The sequence below is a fragment of the Rothia nasimurium genome (genome assembly GCF_928381415.1).
Lineage (GTDB): Bacteria > Actinomycetota > Actinomycetes > Actinomycetales > Micrococcaceae > Rothia > Rothia nasimurium_H.
In genome coordinates this window covers 27,714-50,294 of the sequence record NZ_CAKMSF010000005.1, presented here as the reverse complement: position 1 = coordinate 50,294, position 22,581 = coordinate 27,714, and the positions used below count along the sequence as shown (strand labels likewise).

Annotated in this window: 17 protein-coding genes; 7 read left to right on the top strand and 10 right to left on the bottom strand. The window is 59.6% G+C overall.

Annotation, left to right across the window (positions count from 1 at the left end; genetic code table 11):
- Nucleotides 1–22: 22 nt before the first annotated feature.
- Entirely contained in the window at nucleotides 23–901 is an 879-nt protein-coding gene (locus tag L7A20_RS06750; RefSeq protein WP_237222864.1) for a sugar phosphate isomerase/epimerase family protein, read from the bottom strand.
- Nucleotides 902–1,148: 247 nt separating this feature from the next.
- Between L7A20_RS06750 and L7A20_RS06745 the strand changes: the two genes are divergently transcribed.
- Together L7A20_RS06745 and L7A20_RS06740 are read left to right on the top strand one after the other, a co-directional pair.
- A complete protein-coding gene (locus tag L7A20_RS06745) occupies nucleotides 1,149–2,129 on the top strand; it encodes a Gfo/Idh/MocA family protein (protein ID WP_237222863.1) in 981 nt (326 codons plus the stop codon).
- Nucleotides 2,130–2,197: 68 nt separating this feature from the next.
- The gene (locus L7A20_RS06740) at nucleotides 2,198–2,470 is read left to right on the top strand and encodes a hypothetical protein (RefSeq protein ID WP_237222862.1); all 273 of its coding nucleotides are present in this window, start codon (nucleotides 2,198–2,200) and stop codon (nucleotides 2,468–2,470) included.
- 56 nt (nucleotides 2,471–2,526) lie between these two features.
- On the opposite strand, the gene L7A20_RS06735 is transcribed toward L7A20_RS06740, so the two are convergent.
- The 6 genes from L7A20_RS06735 to iolC all read right to left on the bottom strand — a co-directional run bounded on the left by L7A20_RS06735 (nucleotide 2,527) and on the right by iolC (nucleotide 10,118).
- The gene (locus tag L7A20_RS06735) at nucleotides 2,527–3,402 is read right to left on the bottom strand and encodes a TIM barrel protein (RefSeq protein WP_237222861.1); all 876 of its coding nucleotides are present in this window, start codon (nucleotides 3,400–3,402) and stop codon (nucleotides 2,527–2,529) included.
- Between the two features lie 109 nt (nucleotides 3,403–3,511).
- Entirely contained in the window at nucleotides 3,512–4,426 is a 915-nt protein-coding gene (locus L7A20_RS06730; RefSeq protein ID WP_237222860.1) for a sugar phosphate isomerase/epimerase family protein, read from the bottom strand.
- Between the two features lie 187 nt (nucleotides 4,427–4,613).
- Nucleotides 4,614–6,119, bottom strand: a complete 1,506-nt coding sequence (locus L7A20_RS06725) for a CoA-acylating methylmalonate-semialdehyde dehydrogenase (RefSeq protein WP_237222859.1) — start codon at nucleotides 6,117–6,119, stop codon at nucleotides 4,614–4,616.
- 137 nt (nucleotides 6,120–6,256) lie between these two features.
- The gene (gene iolD / locus L7A20_RS06720; protein ID WP_237222994.1) at nucleotides 6,257–8,173 is read right to left on the bottom strand and encodes a 3D-(3,5/4)-trihydroxycyclohexane-1,2-dione acylhydrolase (decyclizing); all 1,917 of its coding nucleotides are present in this window, start codon (nucleotides 8,171–8,173) and stop codon (nucleotides 6,257–6,259) included.
- A 48-nt stretch (nucleotides 8,174–8,221) separates the two neighbouring features.
- A complete protein-coding gene (locus L7A20_RS06715) occupies nucleotides 8,222–9,130 on the bottom strand; it encodes a Cgl0159 family (beta/alpha)8-fold protein (RefSeq protein WP_237222858.1) in 909 nt (302 codons plus the stop codon).
- Nucleotides 9,131–9,149: 19 nt separating this feature from the next.
- On the bottom strand, nucleotides 9,150–10,118 hold the full coding sequence (gene iolC / locus L7A20_RS06710) for a 5-dehydro-2-deoxygluconokinase (RefSeq protein WP_237222857.1): 969 nt from the start codon (nucleotides 10,116–10,118) through the stop codon (nucleotides 9,150–9,152).
- Between the two features lie 418 nt (nucleotides 10,119–10,536).
- Here iolC and L7A20_RS06705 point away from each other — a divergent pair, with 418 nt between their 5' ends.
- The 4 genes from L7A20_RS06705 to L7A20_RS06690 all read left to right on the top strand — a co-directional run bounded on the left by L7A20_RS06705 (nucleotide 10,537) and on the right by L7A20_RS06690 (nucleotide 16,571).
- Nucleotides 10,537–11,715 carry a Gfo/Idh/MocA family protein gene (locus L7A20_RS06705; protein ID WP_237222856.1) on the top strand — a complete coding sequence of 393 codons (1,179 nt, stop codon included), beginning with the start codon at nucleotides 10,537–10,539 and terminating at the stop codon, nucleotides 11,713–11,715.
- 342 nt (nucleotides 11,716–12,057) lie between these two features.
- Complete coding sequence (locus L7A20_RS06700) at nucleotides 12,058–12,819, top strand: LamB/YcsF family protein (RefSeq protein WP_237222855.1); 762 nt, start codon at nucleotides 12,058–12,060, stop codon at nucleotides 12,817–12,819.
- 141 nt (nucleotides 12,820–12,960) lie between these two features.
- Entirely contained in the window at nucleotides 12,961–14,754 is a 1,794-nt protein-coding gene (locus L7A20_RS06695; RefSeq protein WP_237222854.1) for a carboxyltransferase domain-containing protein, read from the top strand.
- A gap of 8 nt (nucleotides 14,755–14,762) precedes the next feature.
- Nucleotides 14,763–16,571, top strand: a complete 1,809-nt coding sequence (locus L7A20_RS06690) for an acetyl/propionyl/methylcrotonyl-CoA carboxylase subunit alpha (protein ID WP_237222853.1) — start codon at nucleotides 14,763–14,765, stop codon at nucleotides 16,569–16,571.
- 167 nt (nucleotides 16,572–16,738) lie between these two features.
- Here L7A20_RS06690 and L7A20_RS06685 read toward each other — a convergent pair whose 3' ends face one another.
- Nucleotides 16,739–17,395, bottom strand: a complete 657-nt coding sequence (locus L7A20_RS06685; RefSeq protein WP_237222852.1) for a hypothetical protein — start codon at nucleotides 17,393–17,395, stop codon at nucleotides 16,739–16,741.
- Nucleotides 17,396–17,551: 156 nt separating this feature from the next.
- On the opposite strand from L7A20_RS06685, the gene L7A20_RS06680 reads away from it, so the two are divergent.
- Nucleotides 17,552–18,238 carry a GntR family transcriptional regulator gene (locus tag L7A20_RS06680; protein ID WP_237196589.1) on the top strand — a complete coding sequence of 229 codons (687 nt, stop codon included), beginning with the start codon at nucleotides 17,552–17,554 and terminating at the stop codon, nucleotides 18,236–18,238.
- A gap of 87 nt (nucleotides 18,239–18,325) precedes the next feature.
- Here the strand turns inward: L7A20_RS06680 and L7A20_RS06675 are convergent, their stop codons facing one another.
- Together L7A20_RS06675 and L7A20_RS06670 are read right to left on the bottom strand one after the other, a co-directional pair.
- Complete coding sequence (locus L7A20_RS06675; protein ID WP_237222851.1) at nucleotides 18,326–19,561, bottom strand: NRAMP family divalent metal transporter; 1,236 nt, start codon at nucleotides 19,559–19,561, stop codon at nucleotides 18,326–18,328.
- A 186-nt stretch (nucleotides 19,562–19,747) separates the two neighbouring features.
- Nucleotides 19,748–22,477 (bottom strand): choice-of-anchor M domain-containing protein, encoded by a 2,730-nt coding sequence (locus tag L7A20_RS06670; RefSeq protein WP_237222850.1) that lies wholly within the window; start codon nucleotides 22,475–22,477, stop codon nucleotides 19,748–19,750.
- Nucleotides 22,478–22,581 lie beyond the last annotated feature (104 nt).

Below are 22,581 nucleotides of genomic sequence, written 5' to 3'. Positions count from 1 at the left end.
GTCGAGTACTCAGCAATGAGCACTATGCTTTCTGAGCCTGTTGGATCATAGATCTAATAGTGGAAAGTTGATAACGGGAAACCTCGGTTGCGTTCTCGTTCTCGGCAAAGACAGATGAAGCCATGACGGTATCTGCGCTGTTGAGGAAACCGATTTCATCAAGACCGCTGAAAAACTCTTGCCAGTTGACATCGCCGTCACCGATTTTCAGATGCTGGTGAACGCGTACTGGGTTGCCCGGAGGATTAGTGATGTAGCGGAGTCCATGGGAACGGTGATGGTCCATAGTGTCAGCAACATGGACGATACGAATTCGGTCCCCAGCTGCCCGCATGATATCGAGCGGGGCGTCCTTCATATGGAAGGTGTGGGGTGCTACATAGACCATACCCAGGTTTTTAGAATTGACTCCGCGAATGACGCGCCAGGCAGCAAGGCCTTCTTCGACGAAGTCATCGGGGTGGGGGTCAATAGCTACATGGATACCCTCACGTTCAATGATGGGCAGCAACTCTTCTATTGACCGGTAGAAGGCTCGTTCTGATTCTTCGGCAAGTTCGGGGCGGCCCGAGAACTCTGTGCCTATCTGCTGCACTCCAAGATCTACAGCGATTTGCAGGACTCGCTTCCAGTAGCGGACTGCGGCTTCACGAGCATCAGGGTCGGGGGATGACCAGCGAAGAACAGGGAGCAGGGAGGCGATTTCAATTTCTGCGTTTTTGCAGGCGGCAGCTAGTTGTTGCACCAAGTCGTCATCTGCTTTGGGGTGGTTGAAGAAAGGAATGAAGTCCGCGTGAGGAGTCAGCTGCAGGTAGTCATACCCTAGATCTTTTGCAAGACGGGGGAATTCTAGCAGACTGTGGCTGTGATGGAAGGGGGTAGGGTCGAGTGCTATCTTCACGCCGTCCTCCATTGGCTCTGGGTGGTCATTGTGTGGGGCATCACTGAAACCCACTGTCAATCTTATGTCATAAACCACTATAGCTTTGTTACGTCATACAGACAATAGCACAACCTCGCAACACGCTGTTAACTTTGTTCTAACAAACATTTGACAGGACCAAGTTTGTCAGCCAGTCTTAAAGCAGAATAAGTTACAACAGTCACACCGCTCGCCAGGAGACTGATATGCCGTAGAAAGGGCAGCCATGAGCGCAGAACTCCGCATCGCCGTTGTAGGTGCAGGTCGCATGGGGTCAGACCACATCGACCGCATTCACCACCGTATGAACAATGCCCGCGTCACAGCCGTGGTAGATGTCAACGAAGAAGCCGCAACACATTCAATTGAGGGCATTGATGGGGCAAAAGTTTACACAAACTTCCTGGAGGCCCTAGAGTCAGATTCCGTAGACGCGGTCCTTATTGCCACCCCCGGCTTTCTTCACGAAGCTGTCCTACTCCCCGCCATTGACCGCGGTCTGCCCATTCTCTGTGAAAAGCCCCTGACCACCGACTCAGAGTCAGCCTGGCGCGTAGTTGAAGCAGAAGTCAAGGCTGGCAAAAAGCTAGTTCAGGTCGGCTTCATGCGCCGTTTTGATGCAGGCTACATGGACATCAAGACCAAGATTGGCTCCGGCGAATACGGTGATCTTCTGCAGCTGAACCTCGAACACGTCAACCCTGATGTTCCCGATTGGTACACCGGCCGTAACCTCATCGATGACACCGTAGTTCATGAATTCGATGCCGTCCGTTACTTCACCGACGAAGAAATCACTACCGTTCAGGTTCGCGCAGGTAAGAAATCATCAAGCGTTACCAATCCCGACCTTAAAGACCCCGCCCAGGTGCTCATTGAAACCACCTCAGGCGTTTTAGTCACTGTCAACACCCACGTGGTCTCCAACTACGGCTACGAGGTAACCACACGAGCGATTACCGAAAAGGCTCACCTTTCAGCAGGCGTCGGCGATATCGCAGAGAGCTTCGAGCCCCGCTTCAAAGAAGCTTACGATCGTGAGGTTCAGGCCTGGATTGATGCAAGCCTAGCGGGCGAACAGGTTGGCCCTTCGGCCTGGGACGGCTACGCCGCTACCGCCTGCGGTGAAGCAGGTGTGCAGGCAGTAGAGAACATCGGTTCTGTTGTTGAGGTGTCCCTCAATCAGAAGCCCGACCTCTACAAGTAAGACCACCTCACCAAGAGCCCCGTCCCCACGGGGCTCTTGCTATACCCTTCTAAGCACAAAGGAACACCGTGCTCTACCAGTTGGCCGTCTGTGCTGAAATGCACTACCTAGGTCTGCCCCTCCTTGACCGTGTCACCACTATCCATAACCGGGGTTTCCAGGTTGAGATTTGGGATTTTTCCACAAAAGACCTCACCTCGCTATCAGCCACAGGTGCTACCTTCTCGTCCATGACCGGCTACCGCCGGGGCAACTTCACTACCCAGGAGGGAAGGAAAGAGCTCTTAGAGACTGCTCGCGAAGCCCTGCAAACCTTCCGCAGTATTTTCGCACTCTCTTAGAAAACCAAAAAGCCCGGCCTACTCGTGATACGAGCAGGCCGGTCTTTTTGAGAGGTTTAGCTATCTAGACATTTCTTCAAGAAGTCCAAGGAGGCCTTGGCATCAAGCAGGGGACCTTCACCGGCCTGCGGTTCAGCATCCACCACATTGTCCTGCTCAAGAACAAACCAGCCATCATAACTGCTAGCAACCAGGCTTGAGACAATACGGGCAATATCAACATCACCCTGCCCCAGGGGGGTATACATGCCCTGTACAACCCCCTCGTAGTAGGTAATGTCGCCATCCTGGACCTTACGAGCCAAGTCGAGACGGACATCCTTGAGGTGAACGTGGGAAACACGGTCAGCGTGGTCAACAGCGAACTGTACAGGGTCGATACCGCCAATGAACATATGCCCGGTATCGAAGCAGATGTTTACTGAAGTGTTCTCCAGGATCTGTGCCAGGTCTTCTGCCTGCTCAACCATGGTGCCCGCATGGGGGTGAAGTGACACTGCAATACCTACAGCTGAGGCTGCCTCTTCGATTCGCTTCAGGTTGGTAAAGACGGTCTGCCACTGCTCTGCAGTTAGCACCGGGCGAGGAGCATCGTAGCCATTGACGCCGGTAGCTGCGGCAAGCACCAGGGTCTGGGCACCGGCGGCTACAAAGCCCTCTAGCTCACGCTTGATGGTGGGGAGGGGGTCTTCATCAGCGTTGTGAAGCACGACGGGTACGAACCCGGCAATTGCCTTCATACCGTATTCTTCAAGGACGCTGGCCTTTTCCGCTGGAGTATCGGGCAAGAACCCTTCTGGGCCGAACTCGGTTGCAGCAAAGCCCAGCTCCTTCATCTCAGTCAGAACCCGCTGGGGATCCATCTGGTGCCCCCAGCCCTCTACTTCGCAAACGCCCCAGGAAATCGGTGCGGCAGAAATTTTGTACGACATTGTTGCTCCTAACACAACGATTGTTAAATGACGGCCGGGGAATCATTCCCCCAAAAAGATTTCTCTTCTGACAGCCTGAAATGATCTGACAGCGAGCCCCGTAGGTGAATTACCCTACGGTAGTACGAGATCCGCACCCCAGTAGGTATTGCTTAGTCCGCTGAGCTATAGGTAGAGGCGCATCGAAGCTAGCTACCGGGTACATATCTTGCTCGACGATTCCAAAGAGGGGACGGCCCAACTTTTCGGCGGCTTCAATTACCTTGCTCAAGTCAGGTAGACCGTTCGGGGGCTCGCACATGACACCGGCGGCGGTGGCGTCCTTGAAAGTCATATCTTCTGCCCGCACCTTTGCGTGGACGGCGGGGTCTACCTGCTTGAGATGAAGATAACCGATGCGGTCGGGGTACCTTTCAATGAGCTCTACCGATGAGGCGCCGCCATACTCGGCGTGCCCGGTATCGAGGCAGAGGGTGACCAGTTTAGGGTCGGTAACTGCCAGGAACTTTTCGATATCCTGCATAGTCTCGACATGAGAGTCTGCGTGGGAGTGGAACTGCTGGAAGAGCCCATAGTCACGCTGGAGGGTTTCACCCAGACGGTTGTGACCTGCTGCAAGATTCTCCCATTGTTTGTCGGTGAGGACGCGGGGTTCAACAGCCTGTCCGGTTTTATCATCACGCCAGAGGGCAGGAATGACAACCATGTGCTTGGCTCCCATGGCAGCGGTGAGTTCAGCAACCTTGCGAGCAGGCTCCCAGGCGATGTCCCACTGGTCAAGGCCCCGGTGGAAAGCCGTGAAAACAGTACCAGCAGACACCTTCAAATCGCGCTCTTTAAGCTCCTGCGCCAGAGTTTCAGGATCTGTTGGCATATACCCATAGGGACCAAGTTCAATCCACTTGTAACCAGCTTCAGCCACCTCGTCGAGGAAGCGCTGCCAGGGTGTCTGACGCTCGTCTTCCGGGAACCATACGCCCCAGGAATCAGGGGCAGTGCCAATAATAAGGTTGTTTTCCGGCATAGTTTCTTCTTTCTCCAGTGAAAGATCGCGGAACCATAGCTCCATATTTGTAATTACATTCTATCAAATAAGCTCTTTGGTCTTACCACGACTTCCGATAAGACACATCTATTTCTTCTCAAAAACAGGCCCCAGCCTCCCTAACGGGGAAGCTGGGGTCTGCGTATGACGACTACATCAGTAGCACCTAAGAATTAGACCGTGATTCAAAGTTGAAGGAAGCTCCTGATGCCTGCTTGGGCTCAGGCCAGCGCTGGGTAACGGCCTTAGCGCGGGTGTAGAAACGTACGCCCTCTTCACCGTAGATGTGATGCTCACCGAAGAGAGAATCGTTCCAGCCACCGAAGGAGTGGTTAGCCAGGGGTACGGGCAGGGGAACATTCACGCCCACCATGCCAACCTTGATATCGCGAGTGAAGCGGCGGGCAGCAGCACCCGAGGAGGTGAAGATGCAGGTACCGTTACCGAAGGGGTTGGAGTTAATCAGTTCGATACCCTCTTCAAGAGACTCAACTCGTACTACCACCAGCACGGGGCCAAAAATCTCTTCCCCGTAAGCAGCCATCTCGGTCTTGACCTGGTCCAAGATGGTGGGACCAACAAAGTTGCCGCCCTCATAGCCTTCAACCACCAGGTTACGGCCGTCAACAACAACCGCCGCACCAGCCTGCTCTGCTTCGGTAATGATGCGCTTGACGCGATCGCGGGAGGCAGGAGTAATCAGCGGGCCCATATCGGCGTCTTGGTCCATACCGTTAGACACCTTGATCTTGTTGGCGCGCTCTGCAACCTTAGCGATAGAAACCTCAGCGGCATCACCCACGGCTACCGCTACAGAGATAGCCATGCAACGCTGGCCAGCGGCACCGAAGGCGGCCGCACTCAGGTGGTCAGCAACAACGTCCATATCGGCGTCCGGCATAATCAGGGCGTGGTTCTTGGCCCCGCCCAGAGCCTGGACGCGCTTGCCGTGGGAGGTTCCGGTTTCATAGACATACTTGGCAATAGGAGTAGAGCCAACAAAGGAAATACCGTCAACATCGGGGTGGGTCAGCAGACCGTCCACCATTTCCTTGCCACCGTGCAGGACGTTGAAAACACCGTCAGGCAGACCGGCTTCCTTCCACAGCTTAGCAATAAAGTTAGCGGCAGAGGGGTCACGCTCAGAGGGCTTGAGGATAAAGGCGTTACCTGATGCGATAGCGAGGGGGGCCATCCAGAGCTGAATCATCACGGGGAAGTTGAAGGGGGTGATGCCTGCAACGACGCCCAGGGGCTGACGCATGGAGTAGGCGTCGATACCGGTGGCAGCCTGGGGGGTGTAGGCACCTGAGATGATGTTGGTGATACCGCAGGCATATTCAACGATTTCCTGGCCTCGGGCAATTTCGCCCTTGGCATCTGAGAACACCTTGCCGTGTTCACGAACGACAAGCTCAGCAAGCTCGTCAGTGCGCTCAACCAGCAGTTCACGGAAGCGGAAGAGGACGGCGGTGCGCTTGGCTAGAGAAATCTCGGACCAGCTTTCAGCAGCGGTCTTAGCGGCGGCAACGGCGGCCTGAAGCTCATCTTGACCACCCATATGTAGGGTGCCGATGGTTTCACCGGTTGCAGGATTGAAGATATCTTGACGGGCGTCACCTGCGCTGGCGACCTCGTTGCCCTGAATAAAGTGTACGACCTCGTATGACATGAGATTATTCCTTCTTTTGATCTAAAAGTGACACATCTATGGGGTTCCAGCCTCTTGAGCACGAAGCTCATGGAGACTTATGCGGGTAAACAAAGAGGCTGGAACCCAAACTCGGTTACCTCTGGTGGGGAGGTTCTTTAGCCAAGGAGCGGACGCTGCTTAGCCTTTTGCTCGACGTAGGTCTTGTAGGCCTGCTGGGTGGATTCCAGTTCGCTCTGCCCGGTGACCGGAACATCCCACCAAGACTCTGATGAGGGAGCGTCAATCATGGGGTCAGATTCAACGTGGATGACGATGGGGCCAGAGCCCTCCGGTGCGGCCTTAGCTTCCTTGACAGCGGCGATCAGATCCTCGCGGACGTTGTCGCCCGGCTCGACGCGGATGACGCGGGCGCCCAGCGATTCAGCGTTGGTAGCCAAATCAATAGGTAGTTTCTCGCCGGTATCAAAGGTGTGGTGTTCGGCATCTAGGGTGCGGTACTTGGTACCGAAACGCTGGGAACCCAGCGATTCTGAGAGCGCACCGATAGAGGCGTAACCGTGGTTCTGAATCAGAACGGTAATCAGCTTGATGCCCTCTGCAACTGCGGTCACCAGTTCGGTGTGCATCATCAGGTAGGAGCCATCTCCCACCATGACGACGACGTCGCGTCCATCTTGGGCGTCCAGGGAGGCTCGCTTGACGCCTAAACCGCCGGGGATTTCGTAACCCATGCAGGAGTAGGCATATTCGACGTGGTAGCCGAAGGCATCCTTAACCCGCCACATCTTGTGGAGGTCACCGGGTAGAGAACCGGCAGCGCACACAACGACATCCCGGTCATCCATAGCTTCATTGACGGCACCGATGATTTCATTCTGGCTCATCAGGGGGCGGAAGCGCTGGGCGAAGGCCTCGTTCACAATGCCGTCCCACCGCTGCTTCTCGTCGGCAACCTGCTGACGGACAGCGCCCGAGACGCTAAAGCCGCTCATCGCTTCATTGAGCTTAACCAGGGCCTTGCGAGCGTCAGCAACCATAGATACGGTGGCGCCCTGCTTGTAGGCGTCGAAGGCAGCCACGTTGATGTTGACGAATTTAACGTCGGGGTTCTGGAAGGCAGTGCGGGAGGCCGTGGTGAAGTCCTCGTAGCGGGTGCCAATACCGATAATCAGGTCTGCCTCACGGACCAGGGCGTTTGAAGCAGTAGAACCGGTGGATCCGACAGCGCCCAGGCAGAGGGGGTGGTCCCAGTCCATGACACCTACGGCAGCCTGGGTGTAGGTTACGGGGATACCGGTTGCCTCAACGAACTTCTTGAGATCATCTGTTGCAAAGGCATAGTGGACACCGCCACCGGCAATAATCACAGGCTTCTTGGCTGAGCGGATTGCGTCAACTGCTGCACGGATGTCTACATCTTCTGCCTCGGGACGGCGAATCCGCCACTCGCGGGGGGCCAAGAACTCTTCCGGCACATCCAGGACCTCAGCCTGGACGTCCTGGGGCAGGGCAATGGTGACAGCACCGGTATCGACCGGATCGGTCAGCACCCGCATACCGTTCAGGAGGGCTGAGAAGACCTGCTCAGGACGCTGGACCCGGTCGAAATAGCGGGAAACGGGGCGGAAAATATCATTGACCGTGATATCACCGGCATCAAAGCGTTCCAGTTGCTGGAGCACCGGATCGGGGGTGCGGGTTGCAAACTGGTCTGAGGGGAAGAGCAAGGCGGGGAGGCGGTTAGTGGTCGCCAAGGCGGCGCCGGTAACCATATTGGAGGAGCCGGGGCCGATAGAGGTTGTCACCGCGAAGGTCTGACGGCGACGGGTGTGGCGGGCGTAGCCAACAGCCTGGTGAACCTGGGCCTGCTCATTGCGACCCTGGTAGTAGGGCATAAGACCCGGAGCGGTTTCCTGGTACTGACGCAGGGCCTGCCCCATACCGGCGACGTTGCCGTGGCCAAAAATACCGAACATGCCCGGAACAGTGCGGGCCCGGAAAGTTTCGTCGCCGATAGTATCGACGGTGTACTGGTTGCCAAGGAAGGTAACGACTGCCTGGGCGACGGACATTCTCTGATGAGCCATGAGGGTTTCTTTCTAACCGGAGTGATACTTCTTTTAAGCGGTGTGGTGGAGCAGGGAAGCTGCGGTCGCAACGGCCCCGGCGACGTCGCCGTCCTCGGGGTAGAGCAGGGTTCGGCCAACCGTAAGTCCCTGGACGCCGGGTAGCTTGAGCGCAGCCTGCCAGGTGGCGAAAACCTCGTCGGGTGAGCTTGCGGGGTCTCCGCCTAGGAGCACGGTGGGTAGGGTGGTTGAGGCCATGACCCGTTCCATCTCATCAACAACGGGTAGCTTCATCCAGGTGTAGGCGCTGTTAGTACCGAGGGCGCTGGCAATACCTACTGATTTGATGACGGCGTCGGGGGTGAGGTCGTTGCGAATTGCCCCGTTGACTGTTTCTGAGATGAAGGGTTCAACCATAGCGTAGAGACCCTGCTCAGCCAGAGAGTCAACGGCCTTAGCGGTCGCTTCGAGGGTAGCTACTGTGTGGGGGTCTCCATAGTGGATCCGAGTGAGCATCTTGCCGCCGTTCGCTCCAATGGACTTGAGGTAGCTGGCGGTATGGCCGGTGAAACGGTCGTCCATTTCGTTGGTAAGCCCTGAGAGCCCGCCCCGGTTCATGGAACCAAAAATCAGCTTGCCGTCAAGGGCTCCGATTAGGAGCAGGTCATCAAGGATATCTGGGGAGGCAAGGACGCCGTCCACAGCCGGGTTTTCAAGGGCGATGAGCAGGCGGTCAAGCAAATCTCGGCGGTCTGCCATTGCCATGGGATTGGTTCCTACTTTGTTGGCACCGCGTGCGGGGTGGTCTGCTGCCACGATAAAGTTCTGGCGACCGTAGACGGGACCGGTGTGGGGGGTTCGCTCTTCCGCAGCGCGGGCTACAGCCTGAGGGTCCTCTAGACGAATCTTAGTAAGGTGCTCATATCGGCGGGGGTCACGGTCTTGGGTAAGATCAATAGTCATAACGAAGTCCTCTTTTTCTTTAGAAGCCGCGGTTGCGCTCGTTGAGGAAGTCCATTACTTCTGCTTCAACGGGCATAGCTTCTGAACAGGCAATCTGTGAGGCGACGATTGCGCCAGCAGCATTTGCGAAGGTCAAAGCGTTTTCAAGGGACCAGCCGGAGAGAATACCGTGGGTGAAGGCTCCGCCGAAGGAGTCACCTGCTCCCAGGCCGTTTGCAGTTTCAACGGGGGTGGGGGCTGAGACAACACGTTCTGTAGCGGTTTTTGCCATCACGCCTTCTGCGCCCATCTTGACGACCGCGATTTTCACACCGGCATCAAGCAGTCGGTCTGCCTGTTCGTCCGGGGTACCGTCACCTACTGCCACTGCGCATTCTTCACGGTTACCGATGGCGATAGTGGCGTACTTGAGAAGTTCCTGGGCAGCTGCAGTAGCGTCCTCCTTGTTCTCCCAGAACATCTCTCGGTAGTCCAGGTCGAGGATAGTGTGCTGACCTTCTGCCAGGGTGTCACGTCCACGGGCTTCGTGGGCGGCAAGCTGGGCTGAGCGGGCAGGCTCTTGGCACATGCCAGTGAGGGTAGTCCAGAAGACTGTGGCGTCTTTGACGGCCTGCATGTCAACGTCGTCTGCGGTGATTTGCAGGTCAGGGGCGGTAGGGAAGCGCCCATAGAAGTAAAGGGGGAAGTCTTCTGGGGGCTTGATGGCACAGAAGGTGACACAGGTCTGTAAGGTTGGGTCAACCGATACGTTGGCATCGTCTGAACCGTATCGGTTAAGTTCGCGACGCAGGTAGGTGCCGAAGGGGTCATTACCTACTCGGGTAATGACTGAAGTTTTGTGCCCGTACTTTGCAGCTGCAACTGCTACGTTGGCAGGTGAACCTCCCAAGTACTTGCTGAAAATAGTGACGTCTTCTAGCCCGACCCCGATGTCATTGGGGTAGACATCAACACTGATGCGACCCATGGTAAGAAGTTCGTAGCTCATCTGTTCCGGTCCTTTGCGCAGTGAGGCACAAGTGCCTGTTGTTGTTTTCTCTATAAACTAGCGTGCTACACGGCACACCTATCTGTCAATCTTTGTACTTACATATTGACAAAATAACTTGTGGTGTAACTTAATAACTGAAGGACATGCAAACACCCACCCACTTCATTCAAAGGAGAAACATGAAGCTTGGCTTCTATAGTGAAATCCTGCATGACCGCCCCCTCACAGAAGCCCTGGCCACCGTCAAAAAAAATTAGGACTTTCAGGCTACGAAATTAACACCGGGGGGCTTCCTCCCGCCTGTCCACGTGCCCATTGACAATCTGCTCCAAAACCCAGAATCAAATACGCCACCCAAGCACTCCACCAGGCTGCCCGCATTGCAGGCATTAACATCACCAAAAGGTAAAACATCATGACCGAAAAGAAGACCCTCGGCATCGGCCTTATCAGCGTCGGCTGGATGGGCAAAGTCCACACCAAGGCCTACCGCGAACTCCCCAGCGTCTACCCTGAACTCGGGGTCAAGACCCGCCTCGTCCAGGCAGCAGACACCAGCGAAGAACGCGTACAGTACGCCCAAGAAGTCCTCGGCTACGAAAGCGGAACCACCGACTACCATGAAGTTCTCGCTAACCCAGACGTAGACGTCGTCTCCATCTGCGCCCCCAACTTCCTTCACCGAGAAATGGGCATCGCAGCTGCCAAGGCGGGCAAGCCCTTCTGGATCGAAAAGCCCGCAGGACGTTCCGGTGACGAAACCAGCGACATCGCCCAAGCCGCAGCAGAAGCTCAGGTAAATACCGCCGTAGGTTTCAACTACCGCAACGCCCCCGCCATTGAACACGCCAAAAAAATCATTGCAGAAGGAAAACTCGGCCGCATCATACACGTCCGCGGCGTATTCTTCGCCGACTACTCCTCCAACCCCAAGGGAGCTCTGTCATGGCGCTTCCTCAAAGAACAGGCCGGCACCGGGGTACTCGGTGATCTCATGGGGCACCTTGTAGATCTGATGCACTACATTGTCGCCCCCATTGACGAAGTTTCCGCTCTGACGAGCACCTTCTATACAGAACGCCCCATTCTACCCATGGGCCAGGCAACCCACTTTGCGGTGGTCGAAGACGGTGAACTCGGCCCAGTAGAAAACGAAGACTACGCCGCAATGCTCGTCCGTTTCAAAGCCGATGAAAGCGGCCTACCCGCTGTTGGAACTCTTGAGGCTTCTCGTGCCTCGTCCGGCCCTCGGGCCCGCTACGCCCTTGAAATCTACGGAACTGAAGGATCCCTCATGTGGGATTTCGAGCGCATGAACGAGCTTGAGATTGCCCTAAACTCCGCAGAGTACACCGGCTACACCCGTGTTATGGCTGACCCTCTCATGGGAGATTTCATGCGCTTTCAGCCAGGTGCTGGAACCTCCATGGGCTACGACGATCTAAAGATCATCGAGGCTCAGAAATTTGTACGTGCTCTCCTCGGCCAAGACAGCGGACATGCCACCATTCAAGACGCCGTCGCCTCAGCCCGTGTGCTTGACGCGGCTGAACGGTCCGCGGCATCCGGATCCTGGGAAACCGTAACGCCCTAGAGGTGCCGGGTCACCGCGCTAAGCGACAAAAACGAGAGAAGGCGAGCCAAGCGGCTCGCTTTTCTCAAACCCACACATTTCTCGCGGTCCTCACGGGTAGTTCTAGGTCTTATGCGAAGAAAGACCTACCCTTCTGCGCCTGGGAGACCTCTAGAATAGCCGCCTGCTACTCCGGAGTATAGGTAGCATTAACGGTACGAATAGCCTCACCCAGGTCATAGGCGTCCTCATCAGCGTCAGCACCCCCTTACCCCGCCCTGGGAACATGCCCGCCCAGGTGCGGCGGACGTCCGCACCCCAGCAGGTGCGCCCGGCAGGCAGGCGCGGCGGTAGGCTAGTGCCATGAGCACCCTACATATTGATGTGAATTCTGATTCTGGGGAGTCCTTTGGCTCCTGGACCATGGGCGACGACGCTGCAATGATGCAGACCGTCTCTTCAGCCAATATCGCCTGCGGTTTCCACGCGGGTGACCCCTCGGTTGCGCGCACCACCGTGCGGGCGGCGCGCGAGAACGGCGTGACGATTGGAGCCCACGTTTCTTACCCTGACCTGACCGGCTTTGGCCGCCGGTTCATGGATATGACCGCCACCGAACTCACCGATGCGGTGATCTACCAGGTGGGGGCGCTTGAGGCGGTGGCCCGGGTTGAGGGTACCGAGGTGCGCTACTGCAAGCCCCACGGCGGTCTCTACAACGCTATTGTTCACCACGAGGTGCAGGCTGCGGCAGTAGCTCAGGCCCTGCACGAGCTGGGTGATCTGCCGATTCTCTGCCTGCCCAACTCCGCGGTGGCCCGCGCGGCTGGTGCCCTGGGCGTTCCTGTTTTCTATGAGGCTTTTGCCGACCGCGGCTACACCCCTGAGGGCACCCTGGTGTCCCGACGTGAGGCAGGCGCCGTAATCCACGACCCGCAGGCTGTGGCCGAGCGTGTGGTGCGCATGGCGGTGGACCGCGAAGTTGTAGCCGTGGACGGCTCAGTTGTGCCCCTGCAGGCCGATAGCATCTGCGTGCACGGCGACACCCCCGGTGCAGTTGCTCTTGCCCGGCAGGTGCGGGCAGCTCTTGAGGAGGCTGGGGCGGACGTCCGCGCCTTCGCTTAGGAAGGCGGGCGGCGGCGCAGCTTGCGTGGGCGGCGCCACATCTGCCAGAATTGTTGAACAATCATGAGCGGTGGTTGAGAGCTCTCCGTTTACTCCAACCACCGACAGGCCGTTCAGCACAACCGGGCAGAGAGGGGCGCCATGACCACCGCACATACACCCAGCGGGCGCACAGCCAGCAAGCGCGACGCCACCATCTATACGGTCAAGCCCTTCGGCCTACTAGCCGTTATGGTTGACTGCCGAACCCTCGAAAATGCCCTGCACCTGCACGGCCACCTGCAGCAACACCCTGCCGCAGGGCAGACCGAGCTGGTCCCGGCGGCCCAAACAGTGCTCGTCCGCTTTGAAACCGCCCAGCAGGCCGCTGACTTTCTTGCCGCACCCGACCTGCCGCAGGCGTCCGGAGACGTACGCACCCACGGCCGCACGGTCACCATCCCGGTCGTCTACGACGGCCAGGATCTCACCGACGTCGCCACCCACCTGGGCATGAGCGAGCAGGCGGTCATTTACGCCCACACAACCGGCCACTGGTCGGTTGCCTTTGCGGGCTTTGCCCCAGGCTTCTTTTACCTGCACCGGCACGATAATGTGCTGGACGTTCCCCGCCGCTCCACTCCGCGCACCTCGGTTCCTGCCGGTGCTGTTGGCCTGGCCGGTGATTTTTCGGGTATTTACCCGCGTACCTCCCCCGGCGGCTGGCAGCTCATTGGCCGCACGAATGCGCCCCTCTGGGACCTCACCCAGAACCCGCCCGCCCTGCTCGAGCCCGGTATGCAGGTGCAGTTTGAGGCGGTGCGTGAGCTGATTTCTGCAGGTCAGGCAGGGGTTCAGGACGCTCCCGCCCCGGCCCAGCAGCCCCGGGCAAGTTCGTGCCCGGTTAGCTCCGAGCAGGCGGACGCCCCCGCAGCAGTTCCCGGCCAGGTGCTGGAGGTTAAAAGCCCCGGCCTGCTCACCCTCTTCCAGGATTCCGGTCGAGCGGGGCTAACCCACTGGGGTGTCTCTCCTTCCGGCCCGGCTGACCGGGAAGCGGCAGCCGAAGCTAACCGTTTGGTCGGTAATTGCGCGGGTACTACCGTTCTCGAGAACCTGACTGGCGGGCTAAAAATTACCGCCCTAGCCGACGTCGAGTTGGCCCTGACCGGAGCGGATACCCCAGCGCAGATAACCGAGGACGCCAGCGGGCAGGCCGCTGAGCCCGGGCAGGGCGCAGCCCAGGCGACAGGCACCCCTCTGGCCGTCCGCCCCTACGCCCCCTTTGCCCTGAAGCCCGGGCAGACCCTGACCCTGGGGGTACCCGCACGCGGTCTGCGTACCTACCTTGCAGTGCGCGGCGGGTTTGCCGCCAGAACCGAGGCGGTGAGCGCCTCCCGCGACACCCTGGCCGGGCTGGGCCCGAAGCCGCTGGCGGCCGGTGAAAGGCTTTCGCTGGCTAACCCGCCGGTGGCCGTGGTAGCTGACCCGGCGCCCGCCCTCCCCCTGCCGGAACCGGGTAAGGTGCTGGAGGTCCGTGCCCTGCCCGGCCCCCGCGACGACTGGTTTACGCCCGACTCCCTGGGCCGTTTTGCCGAAGTGACATGGGAGGTCTCCCAGTCCAGTGACCGCATTGGGGTCAGGCTCCTGCTGGCAGATACCCCAGCCGACGGGGGCGCAGGCGCCCAGCTCACCGACGCCCATCCCACCGACGTCCTTACCCGGGCCGTGACCCGGGAGCTGCCCAGCGAGGGCATGGTGGCTGGGGCTATCCAGGTGCCGCCGAGCGGTGAGCCCGTGGTCTTCTTGGCCGACCACCCGGTCACCGGCGGCTACCCCGTGATCGCCACGGTTCACCCGGCTGACCTGCGCCTACTGGCCCAGGCCCCGCCCGGCGCCCGCCTGCGCTTCACCCTGCTAACCCCACTCCAGACCACCCCTACCCCGACCGAAAAGTGAGCCCCCGCATGCGTAAAGTTCTTGTTGCCAACCGTGGCGAAATTGCCGTCCGTATTATTGGTGCTTGCGCCGCCCAGGGTATCGCGTCGGTAGCGGTTTACGCCGATTCGGACGCCGAGGCCCTGCACACCGCCCTGGCCGATGAGGCCTACGCCCTGGAGGGCACCGGCGCAGCCGAAACCTACCTGGATATTGAGAAGGTCCTGGCGGTTGCGGTGACCTCGGGGGCTACCGACGTTCACCCCGGCTACGGTTTTTTGGCGGAGAACGCTGACTTTGCCCGGGCGGTAATGGCCGCCGGGCTAACCTGGATTGGTCCTGCCCCCGAGACCATTGAAGCCCTGGGTGATAAGGTCAAGGCCCGCGAGCTAGCCCAGTCGGTGGGCGCCCCGCTGGCGCCGGGGTCGGACGGCCCCGTGACCTCCCCCGAGGAGGCTCGCGCCTTTGCCCAGGAACACGGCCTGCCCTCTATTATCAAGGCCGCCCACGGTGGCGGCGGGCGCGGTATGCGCATTGTGCGGGAGCTGGGCGAGGTTGAGGACGCCTTCGTCGCAGCTTCGCGGGAGGCTGTGGCTGCTTTCGGTAACGGGGAGTGCTTCATTGAGCGCTTCCTAGAGAAGCCCCGCCATGTGGAGGCCCAAGTGGCAGCCGATTCCCACGGCAATGTGGTGGTGGTAGGCACCCGCGACTGCTCTCTGCAGCGCCGTAATCAGAAGCTGATTGAGGAGGCCCCCGCCCCCTTCCTCACCGAAGAGCAGCGAGCCCAGATTGAGCGGGCGTCCGCTGAGATTTTCCGGGCTGCCGGGTATGTGGGTGTGGGTACCGCCGAGTTTATGGTGGCCCTTGATGGCGCCATTTCCTTCCTGGAGGTCAATACCCGTATTCAGGTGGAGCACCCGGTCACTGAGGAAGTCACCGGCGTTGACCTGGTAGCCCTGCAGCTTGATATCGCGGCGGGCAAGCCCCTGCCCTTTACTGAGACTCCTGAGCCGGTTGGCCATGCCTTTGAGTTCCGCATCAATGCTGAGGACCCGGCCCGGGGCTTCCTGCCCGCAGCCGGCCGTCTTGAGTCCATCACCGTGCCCTCTGGCCCCGGAATCCGCTGGGACGCCGGGGTGCGCCCGGGCTCTGTGGTCAGCGGTGAGTTTGATTCTATGCTGGCTAAGCTGATTGTCACCGGCCCGACCCGCGAGGTGGCCCTGCGCCGGGCCCGTTTCGCCCTGGCCCAGATGGACATCGCCGGGGTGGCAACCGTGCTGCCCTTTGACCGACAGGTGCTTGAAGCACCCGCCTTTACCGCTGAAGGCGGAGATTTCGGGGTCTACACCACCTGGATTGAGGACGTCTTCCTCCCCTCCCTTGCCCAGGGCAAGGACGCTGCCACCACCTCTACAAGCACCGAGGCTGGGGGCGGGGCGCAGGCGTCCTACCGTCAGCCCCTGCTGCCGGTAGGCGCTAGCGTCTTCCCGGGCACCGGTATCACCCGCTTCACCCTGGAAATTGACGGCACCCCGCACCGGGTGGGTCTACCCGATTCGGTGTTTGCTTCTTTGGGTTCGGGCGCGGACGCCGTCGCCCCCACCAGCGGGCAGGGGCAGGAGGGTGCCGGGCAGGTACTGGCGCCTATGGGCGGGGCCCTGCTCAAGTACACCGTTGCCGTGGGCGATGAGGTAGCCGCCGGCGACCAGGTGGCCCTACTGGAGGCCATGAAGACCGAGGTTCCGGTACTGGCTGAAACCGCCGGTACCGTGGCTGACCTCCCCGCCCAAGCAGGCGAGCGCCTGACTGCGGGCCAGGTGCTGGTGGTCTTTGAGTAAAAATTTTGATTAAAACTAATGACAAGGGGGATCAGCTTATTGCTACCCCAAACCTTGAATTTAGTACTACTTTTCGAGATACTAGAGGCAGTAGAGTTAGCCCTGGTGCCTAGAGCATCACAGCAACTCGACCCCCACTGTGGCTACGGCAGGTGGGGGTCATCTTTTTAAAATTCATACACTCGAGCTATGTCGCTAAGATACTTCTCAAAGTAGTGAGCTGTCATATCGCTGTGGGTTCGAGTACGCCGATAAGCCATGCACATAGCATCGGGAGCCCACAACAGTCTCTCATCCTGTGGAGACACCCATGCTGCTCCGACTTCATCGCTTAGAAGCCCTTCCTTTCGAAGGTATTTCAAGAAGCTTCTATCACGGTTATTATCTTTTCGCTCATGTCGGGCTTCAAAGATAAGTCCGCGTAGCAAGGGTACCTCAGGAATGTATTTTTCAATGAGGGTTTTCAGGCAACGGCGTCGTGCCTGCTCAAGGTCTTCCTCCGGGGCAAGATTAATATTGCAGGTAATAAAAGTAGGCTCTCGGTTATCAGAGAAGTATTTCAGCATCTCTTCAAAAATTCTCTGCCCCTCGTAGGTCCGTAAGGCCTCAGTACTGTGGAAGTAGTCTCCATTCACAATATCTCTGAGGTCAGCACGGATTACGTCCAATTCTGAAGCGTTAAACTGCACCGCTGTCAGCGCATAAAAACTGTTCTCATGAAGCGGGTCGCCAGGGGATGTGTAGGTCTCATCAAAATAAAGGAACTCACTCTCCAAAGAACATTTGTAGAGACGAGCGAGAGATGGGTGAAGAGGCCGTGACATAGAAATATTCTATAGGGCGGAGGTTTACTGCAGCAGAATCAGGTTCTGCTACCTACTTCTGCGCAGGTGGTTGTCACGGCCACAAAACCTCGGGAGCAAGATAACAATGTGCAGGGGCGCACCCTTTTCAAGGTTGTCACAACTACACTTGAAACCGTGAACCCCGAGACTACCAGCATCGATATTGCCCCTTCCCTGGCAGAGATTGCCCGTACCCGGCCCAACCATGCCCAGGCTACCGATTGGGCGGCCGATACCCTGCGTTCCGCTATGGACGCCGGTGCCCTCGCCCCCGGCGCCAAGCTCACAGAGGAGCACCTGGCTGCTACTTTGGGGGTCTCCCGCAACACCCTGCGGGCAGCATTCACGCTGTTGGAGGCCCAGAACCTGGTGGAGCGCGTTCCTAATCGGGGGGTTTTTGTGGTTAACCCCGGCCCGGAACAGGTCGCTGATCTTTTTATCGAGCGGTGGGCGATTCAAGCTGCGGCCCTTGATGTAGCAGCTGCTGGCTCTATCCCCCGGGCCCACCGAGCCCTAGCCCGGGCTGGCGAGGCCCGGGAGCGCGGGTCGGTCGCGGGCATGGCGGGGGCCAACCAGGATTTTCACCGGGCCCTGGTCGATCATGCAGGCTCCGCTCGCCTGACCCAGGCAATGTCACGCATCCTGGCTGAAATGCGCCTGCTCTTCTTTTCTCAGGTGACGGTGCCGGGTTTTCACGCCCCCTATGTGGAGCGCAACGCCCACCTCTTGAACCTGGTCGAATCAGGTCAGCGGGAGGCCGCCCGCGCCTACCTGCGGGATTACCTGGCGGAGTCCCGCAACTACTTCACCCAGGGTTTTTAACGTCAGGACGCCCCCGCCCCGCCTTTCGTGGTGAAAGGTGGTGCGGGGGCGTCCTTGTTACCCACGGCCTGGGGCAGACCCGAGGGCTTAGCCTGCCCAGAGGGCGGCGATACCGCTGAGGGACTTGTAGCCCAGGTAGATGGTCAGCAGCCAGGAGATCCAGCCGATTACGATAAGCCAGGCGGGGTAGCGGTAGCCGCCCAGCAGGGTTTTGGCGCGGAAGGTTGCCACGAAGAGAAGCACCGCAAAACCTACCGGCAGGATGAGGCCGTTGACGGCACCTGCCACAATCAGCAGGGTGGCGGGGGCCTTGCCCGCAACGATGAAGACGACGGTTGAGACGACGATGAAGCCGATGGTCAGGGCGTTCTTGACGGTTACGGAAGTCTTAGCGGTGGTTAGGAAGGACACCGAGGTGAAGGCTGCACCGATTACGGATGAGATTGCTGCGCCCCAGAGAATCAGACCGAAGAGGCGGGTTCCGATCTCACCGGCAGCGATGCCGAAGGCCTGACCGGCGATGGACTTATCGGTATCGAGGGCTACGCCGGTAGCGACCACACCCAGAATGGCGAGGAAGAGCAGGAAGCGCATGATACCGGTGATGACGATGCCGGTGACGGATGAGCGGGAGATGTCCTTGACGTACTCGGGGCCGTGGATACCGGCGTCCAGCATGCGGTGGGCACCGGCGTAGGTGATGTAACCGCCCACGGTGCCGCCAACCAGGGTGGTGATGACGGTGAAGTTCACTTCACTGGGAATAACGGTGTTCTTGAGAGCTTCACCGACGGGCGGGTTGGAGACAATCGCAACGTAGAGGGTTGCCAGAATCATGACGGCGCCGAGCACCACGACGATGCGGTCCAGGGCAACCCCGGCTCGCTTGGAGAGGAAGACGCCGATAGCGAGGGCGGCGGTGATGATGCCGCCAGTGGTGGCGTCCATGCCGAGCATGGAGTTGAGGCCCAGGCCGCCGCCGGCGACGTTACCGACGTTGAAGACGAAGCCACCGAGGGCGACCAGGATAGCGAGGAAGATGCCGAGGCCAGGAAGGACGGAGTTAGCAAGTTCCTGGGCTTTCATGCCGGAGACGCCAATAACGCGCCAGACATTGAGCTGCACGGCGATGTCGATGAGGATCGATACCAGAATCGCGAAGGCGAAGGCTGCGCCCATCTGGTAGGTGAACTGGCCGGTCTGGGTGATGAAGCCGGGGCCGATGGCACTGGTGGCCATGAGGAAGAGGGAGCCGAGCAGAGCTGTACGGCGCCCCTTGGCGGCCTGGTCTTTGGGGGTGATCAGGGCGTTTGCGTCTGCCATGTCTCTCCTTGGGGGTGCGGGCACGCGACGGGGGCGTCATAGTGCGTGCTAGGTCATAGACATAGATTACACAATTGTTGAACAATCGCAAGAGGAGAGCTCGCGTACGTGCCATCGTAAAAGTGCAACTGCCCGTCACTTAGTGAAGGGCAGTTGCACTTTTAAGGGGGCGGGTTCAGCAGGGGGTTAGCGCTGACGGCGGCGCAGCGTCAGGACGCCCGCCCCCAGTGCCAGGGCACCGGCGGCAGCTACACCCAGCACCGACGCGCCGGTTGAGGCCAGGCTTCCACCACTGCCCGAGGCCTGTTGGCTCTGACCGGTGCCAGACTGGCCGGTGACCGCCCCGGCGCCGCCACTTGTGCCGTCATTGCCAGCTGCGCGGACGCCGTCCGCCAGCTCCCCTGCCCCCGGCGAGGTGGAGCCAGGCCCACCTACCCCGGCGGTCGGCTGATTGCTGGGCTGCACAGAAGGCTGCCCTGAGGGCTGGGCGGAAGACTCCCCTGAGGGCTGGGCAGTCGGCTGCTGGCTGGGCTCAGGGCTGGGGGCGTTCTCAGCTGCAACCAGGCAGCCGTCAATCGCCGCGCCGCCTACAGCAAAGACCGCACGCTGGGTCTCACTGCGGGCCGTGGTTCCATCGGGCAGCGGGGCGCTGTAGTAGACATCGAACCCGTAGACACCTGGATCGGTAAAGACCCAGTTAGCATGGGCGTGGGTAGCAAAATCAATGTCGATGGTGGTGTCCTTGGTAGCGCCCCCGGCGTGCAGGGTGACGGCCCCGGCGAAGTCCTGCTCGTAGACCCCGTAGGCAGCGCCGTCCGGAACCTCAACCGGCACCAGATGCAGGGTGACCGGCCCAGCAAGCTGGGCATAGTCAACGTCCTGGGTGTTCCAGCCGGGCCAGAGAATACCGGCCTGCTGGGTCTGCGGCAGGCCGTAGAACTCGCTACCGGCCTCGCCCAGGAAGTCCAGCTCGGGGGCCATCATCTGCTCCTGGCGGGTGAAGCGGGTGTTATCGCCCAGGCCCAGCACCACATCATTCAGGGAGCGCTCAGCAGCTTCACGGGTGACAGCCCCGGTCTCGTCCTTCAGCGCCAGCTTCAGCGCCCCGCCTGCCAGGGATGCCTTGATATCGACGTGCCCGTCGGTGAGCAGGTAGCGACCTTCAAGCTCAGGTGCCTGGCACTGGCGGGCATCAGGCAGGGGCTGGGCGGGGGCGGATGGGCTAGCGGTGGGCTCAGGCTGGGCAGGAGCAGACGGGGTCGGAGCTGGAGTGCTGGGTGAAGGAGCAGGTGAGCTGGGCTCAGGGCTGGGCTCAGGCTGGCTAGGAGCTACCACGGGGTCGGTGAGTGTAAGGGAGCCACTGGAGCTATATTCCTGGCCGGGCACATAGTCGCTGGTGACGGTGTGCCGGTCGGTGCGGGCGTCCATGTCGGGGTGGGGGGTGATGTTGAAGATGGCATGGTAGCCCTTGAGCCAGCTGGCTGCGCTCAGGTAGCAGCTGGCAACCCCGTTATCGATGTGGGCGTAGCAGTTGGCAGCCCCCGAGGCGTCCTCGGCCCGGCGGAACATGCCACCTGAAACGTAGCCGCGCACGGTGGGGTCGGCGAACTTAATCTGCACCAGGTTGTAGCCCTCATGCTCTGAGGGCTTGATGGTAACCGTGTAGTCACCGCTGGTCAGGGCATGGTGGCCGGTGGGGAGCAGGGTGTTACCGGGGTCAGCGGCAGGGGCGGGCCAGCGTCCTTCACCCGCATCTGAGCGCACGGACGCGCTCTCCCCGGGTGCGTAGGTCAGGGCGGGGGTCACCCACTTGGCAGCACTGGCCCCCGAATCTGCCGCGGCGCCGTCCGGAATGAAGACGCCCTGAATCTGGGAATCTAGAGAGCCCAGCATTTCTGACCAGGTGGCTTTTCCGCCTTCAACTCGCACATCGGTCAGGAAGTAGCCCTGGTTGTAGAGGGTGAGGGTTCCCGAGATGTCGGTGCGCCCGGCGTCGAAGGTGATGTCGGTCAGAGATTCGTCGCCGTCCTGCTCCACAGCGGCCTTGGGTGCCAGGGTGAGGCTGTAGTTTTCTGCGGCAAGAGAGGTGGTGAGGGCCTTGTTGTAGGTATCGATGAGCGGGGTTTCGCTGGCAGCCCCCGAGCCGTCAATGGGGCGATTGCCGCCCACCTGCCAGACGGCAGTGGTGGGCTTGGATTCGATGGTTTGGCCGTCAAGCCCGCGGGCTACAGTGCGGTAGGTGACCTCGTAGCGGCCGGGACGGGAGAAGGTGGTGAAGTTGTGGGTGTGGGAACCGGGGGTCAGCACGGCCGACTGGAAGTCGGGATCAGTGGAGCTGAGCATGCGGCGCACATCGTTGGGGAAGTAGTTGGAGCGGTAGGTAAACATTTCCATGACGCCGGGGCCATTGACGCTCAGGAGGTCCAGGGTGAAGGTGCCGTCACGGAAGTTTTCTACGGGCACGTTAGTGTCTGCCCCGAAGCCGACCCAAGCCGGGTTGTGGTTGCCATAGGGCAGGGAGGGGGCCATGTAGAGCTTGTCGCCGGGCTTGCCCAGGAAGCTGGCGTTGGGGGAGTCGGGCACGGTGAAGATGTACTGATTTTTGGCCTCGGCACGGGCGGAGTAACCCTTGCCCAGCCAGAGAACAGACTGGTCAAAGGGTACGAGGGCGTCATTTTTGTCACCGTGGGGCATCTTGGCGTAGAGGCTGAAGCTGTTGTTTTCCCAGACGGTTTGCGGGGCGTCAATGTGAGCCTGGGTGCCTACGATTTTGCCGTCGTCGGGGCCTGCGGCGGCGGGCAGGGCTGAGCCGACCAGGGTGGCGATGGCCAGGGCCGAGAGGGTTAGGGCACGGTAAGGACGCCTGCGGGCAGCCGGGCGCAGTGAGGGGGAGGACGCGGGTGCTTGGTTCTGCATTGCGGTCTTTCTAGTGTGTGCGGGGTGGGTGGCAAGAAGACCACCCACAAGTTGAGAATGATTATCATTAAAGATATTCTATGTGTCAAGAAAAGCCAAACAAC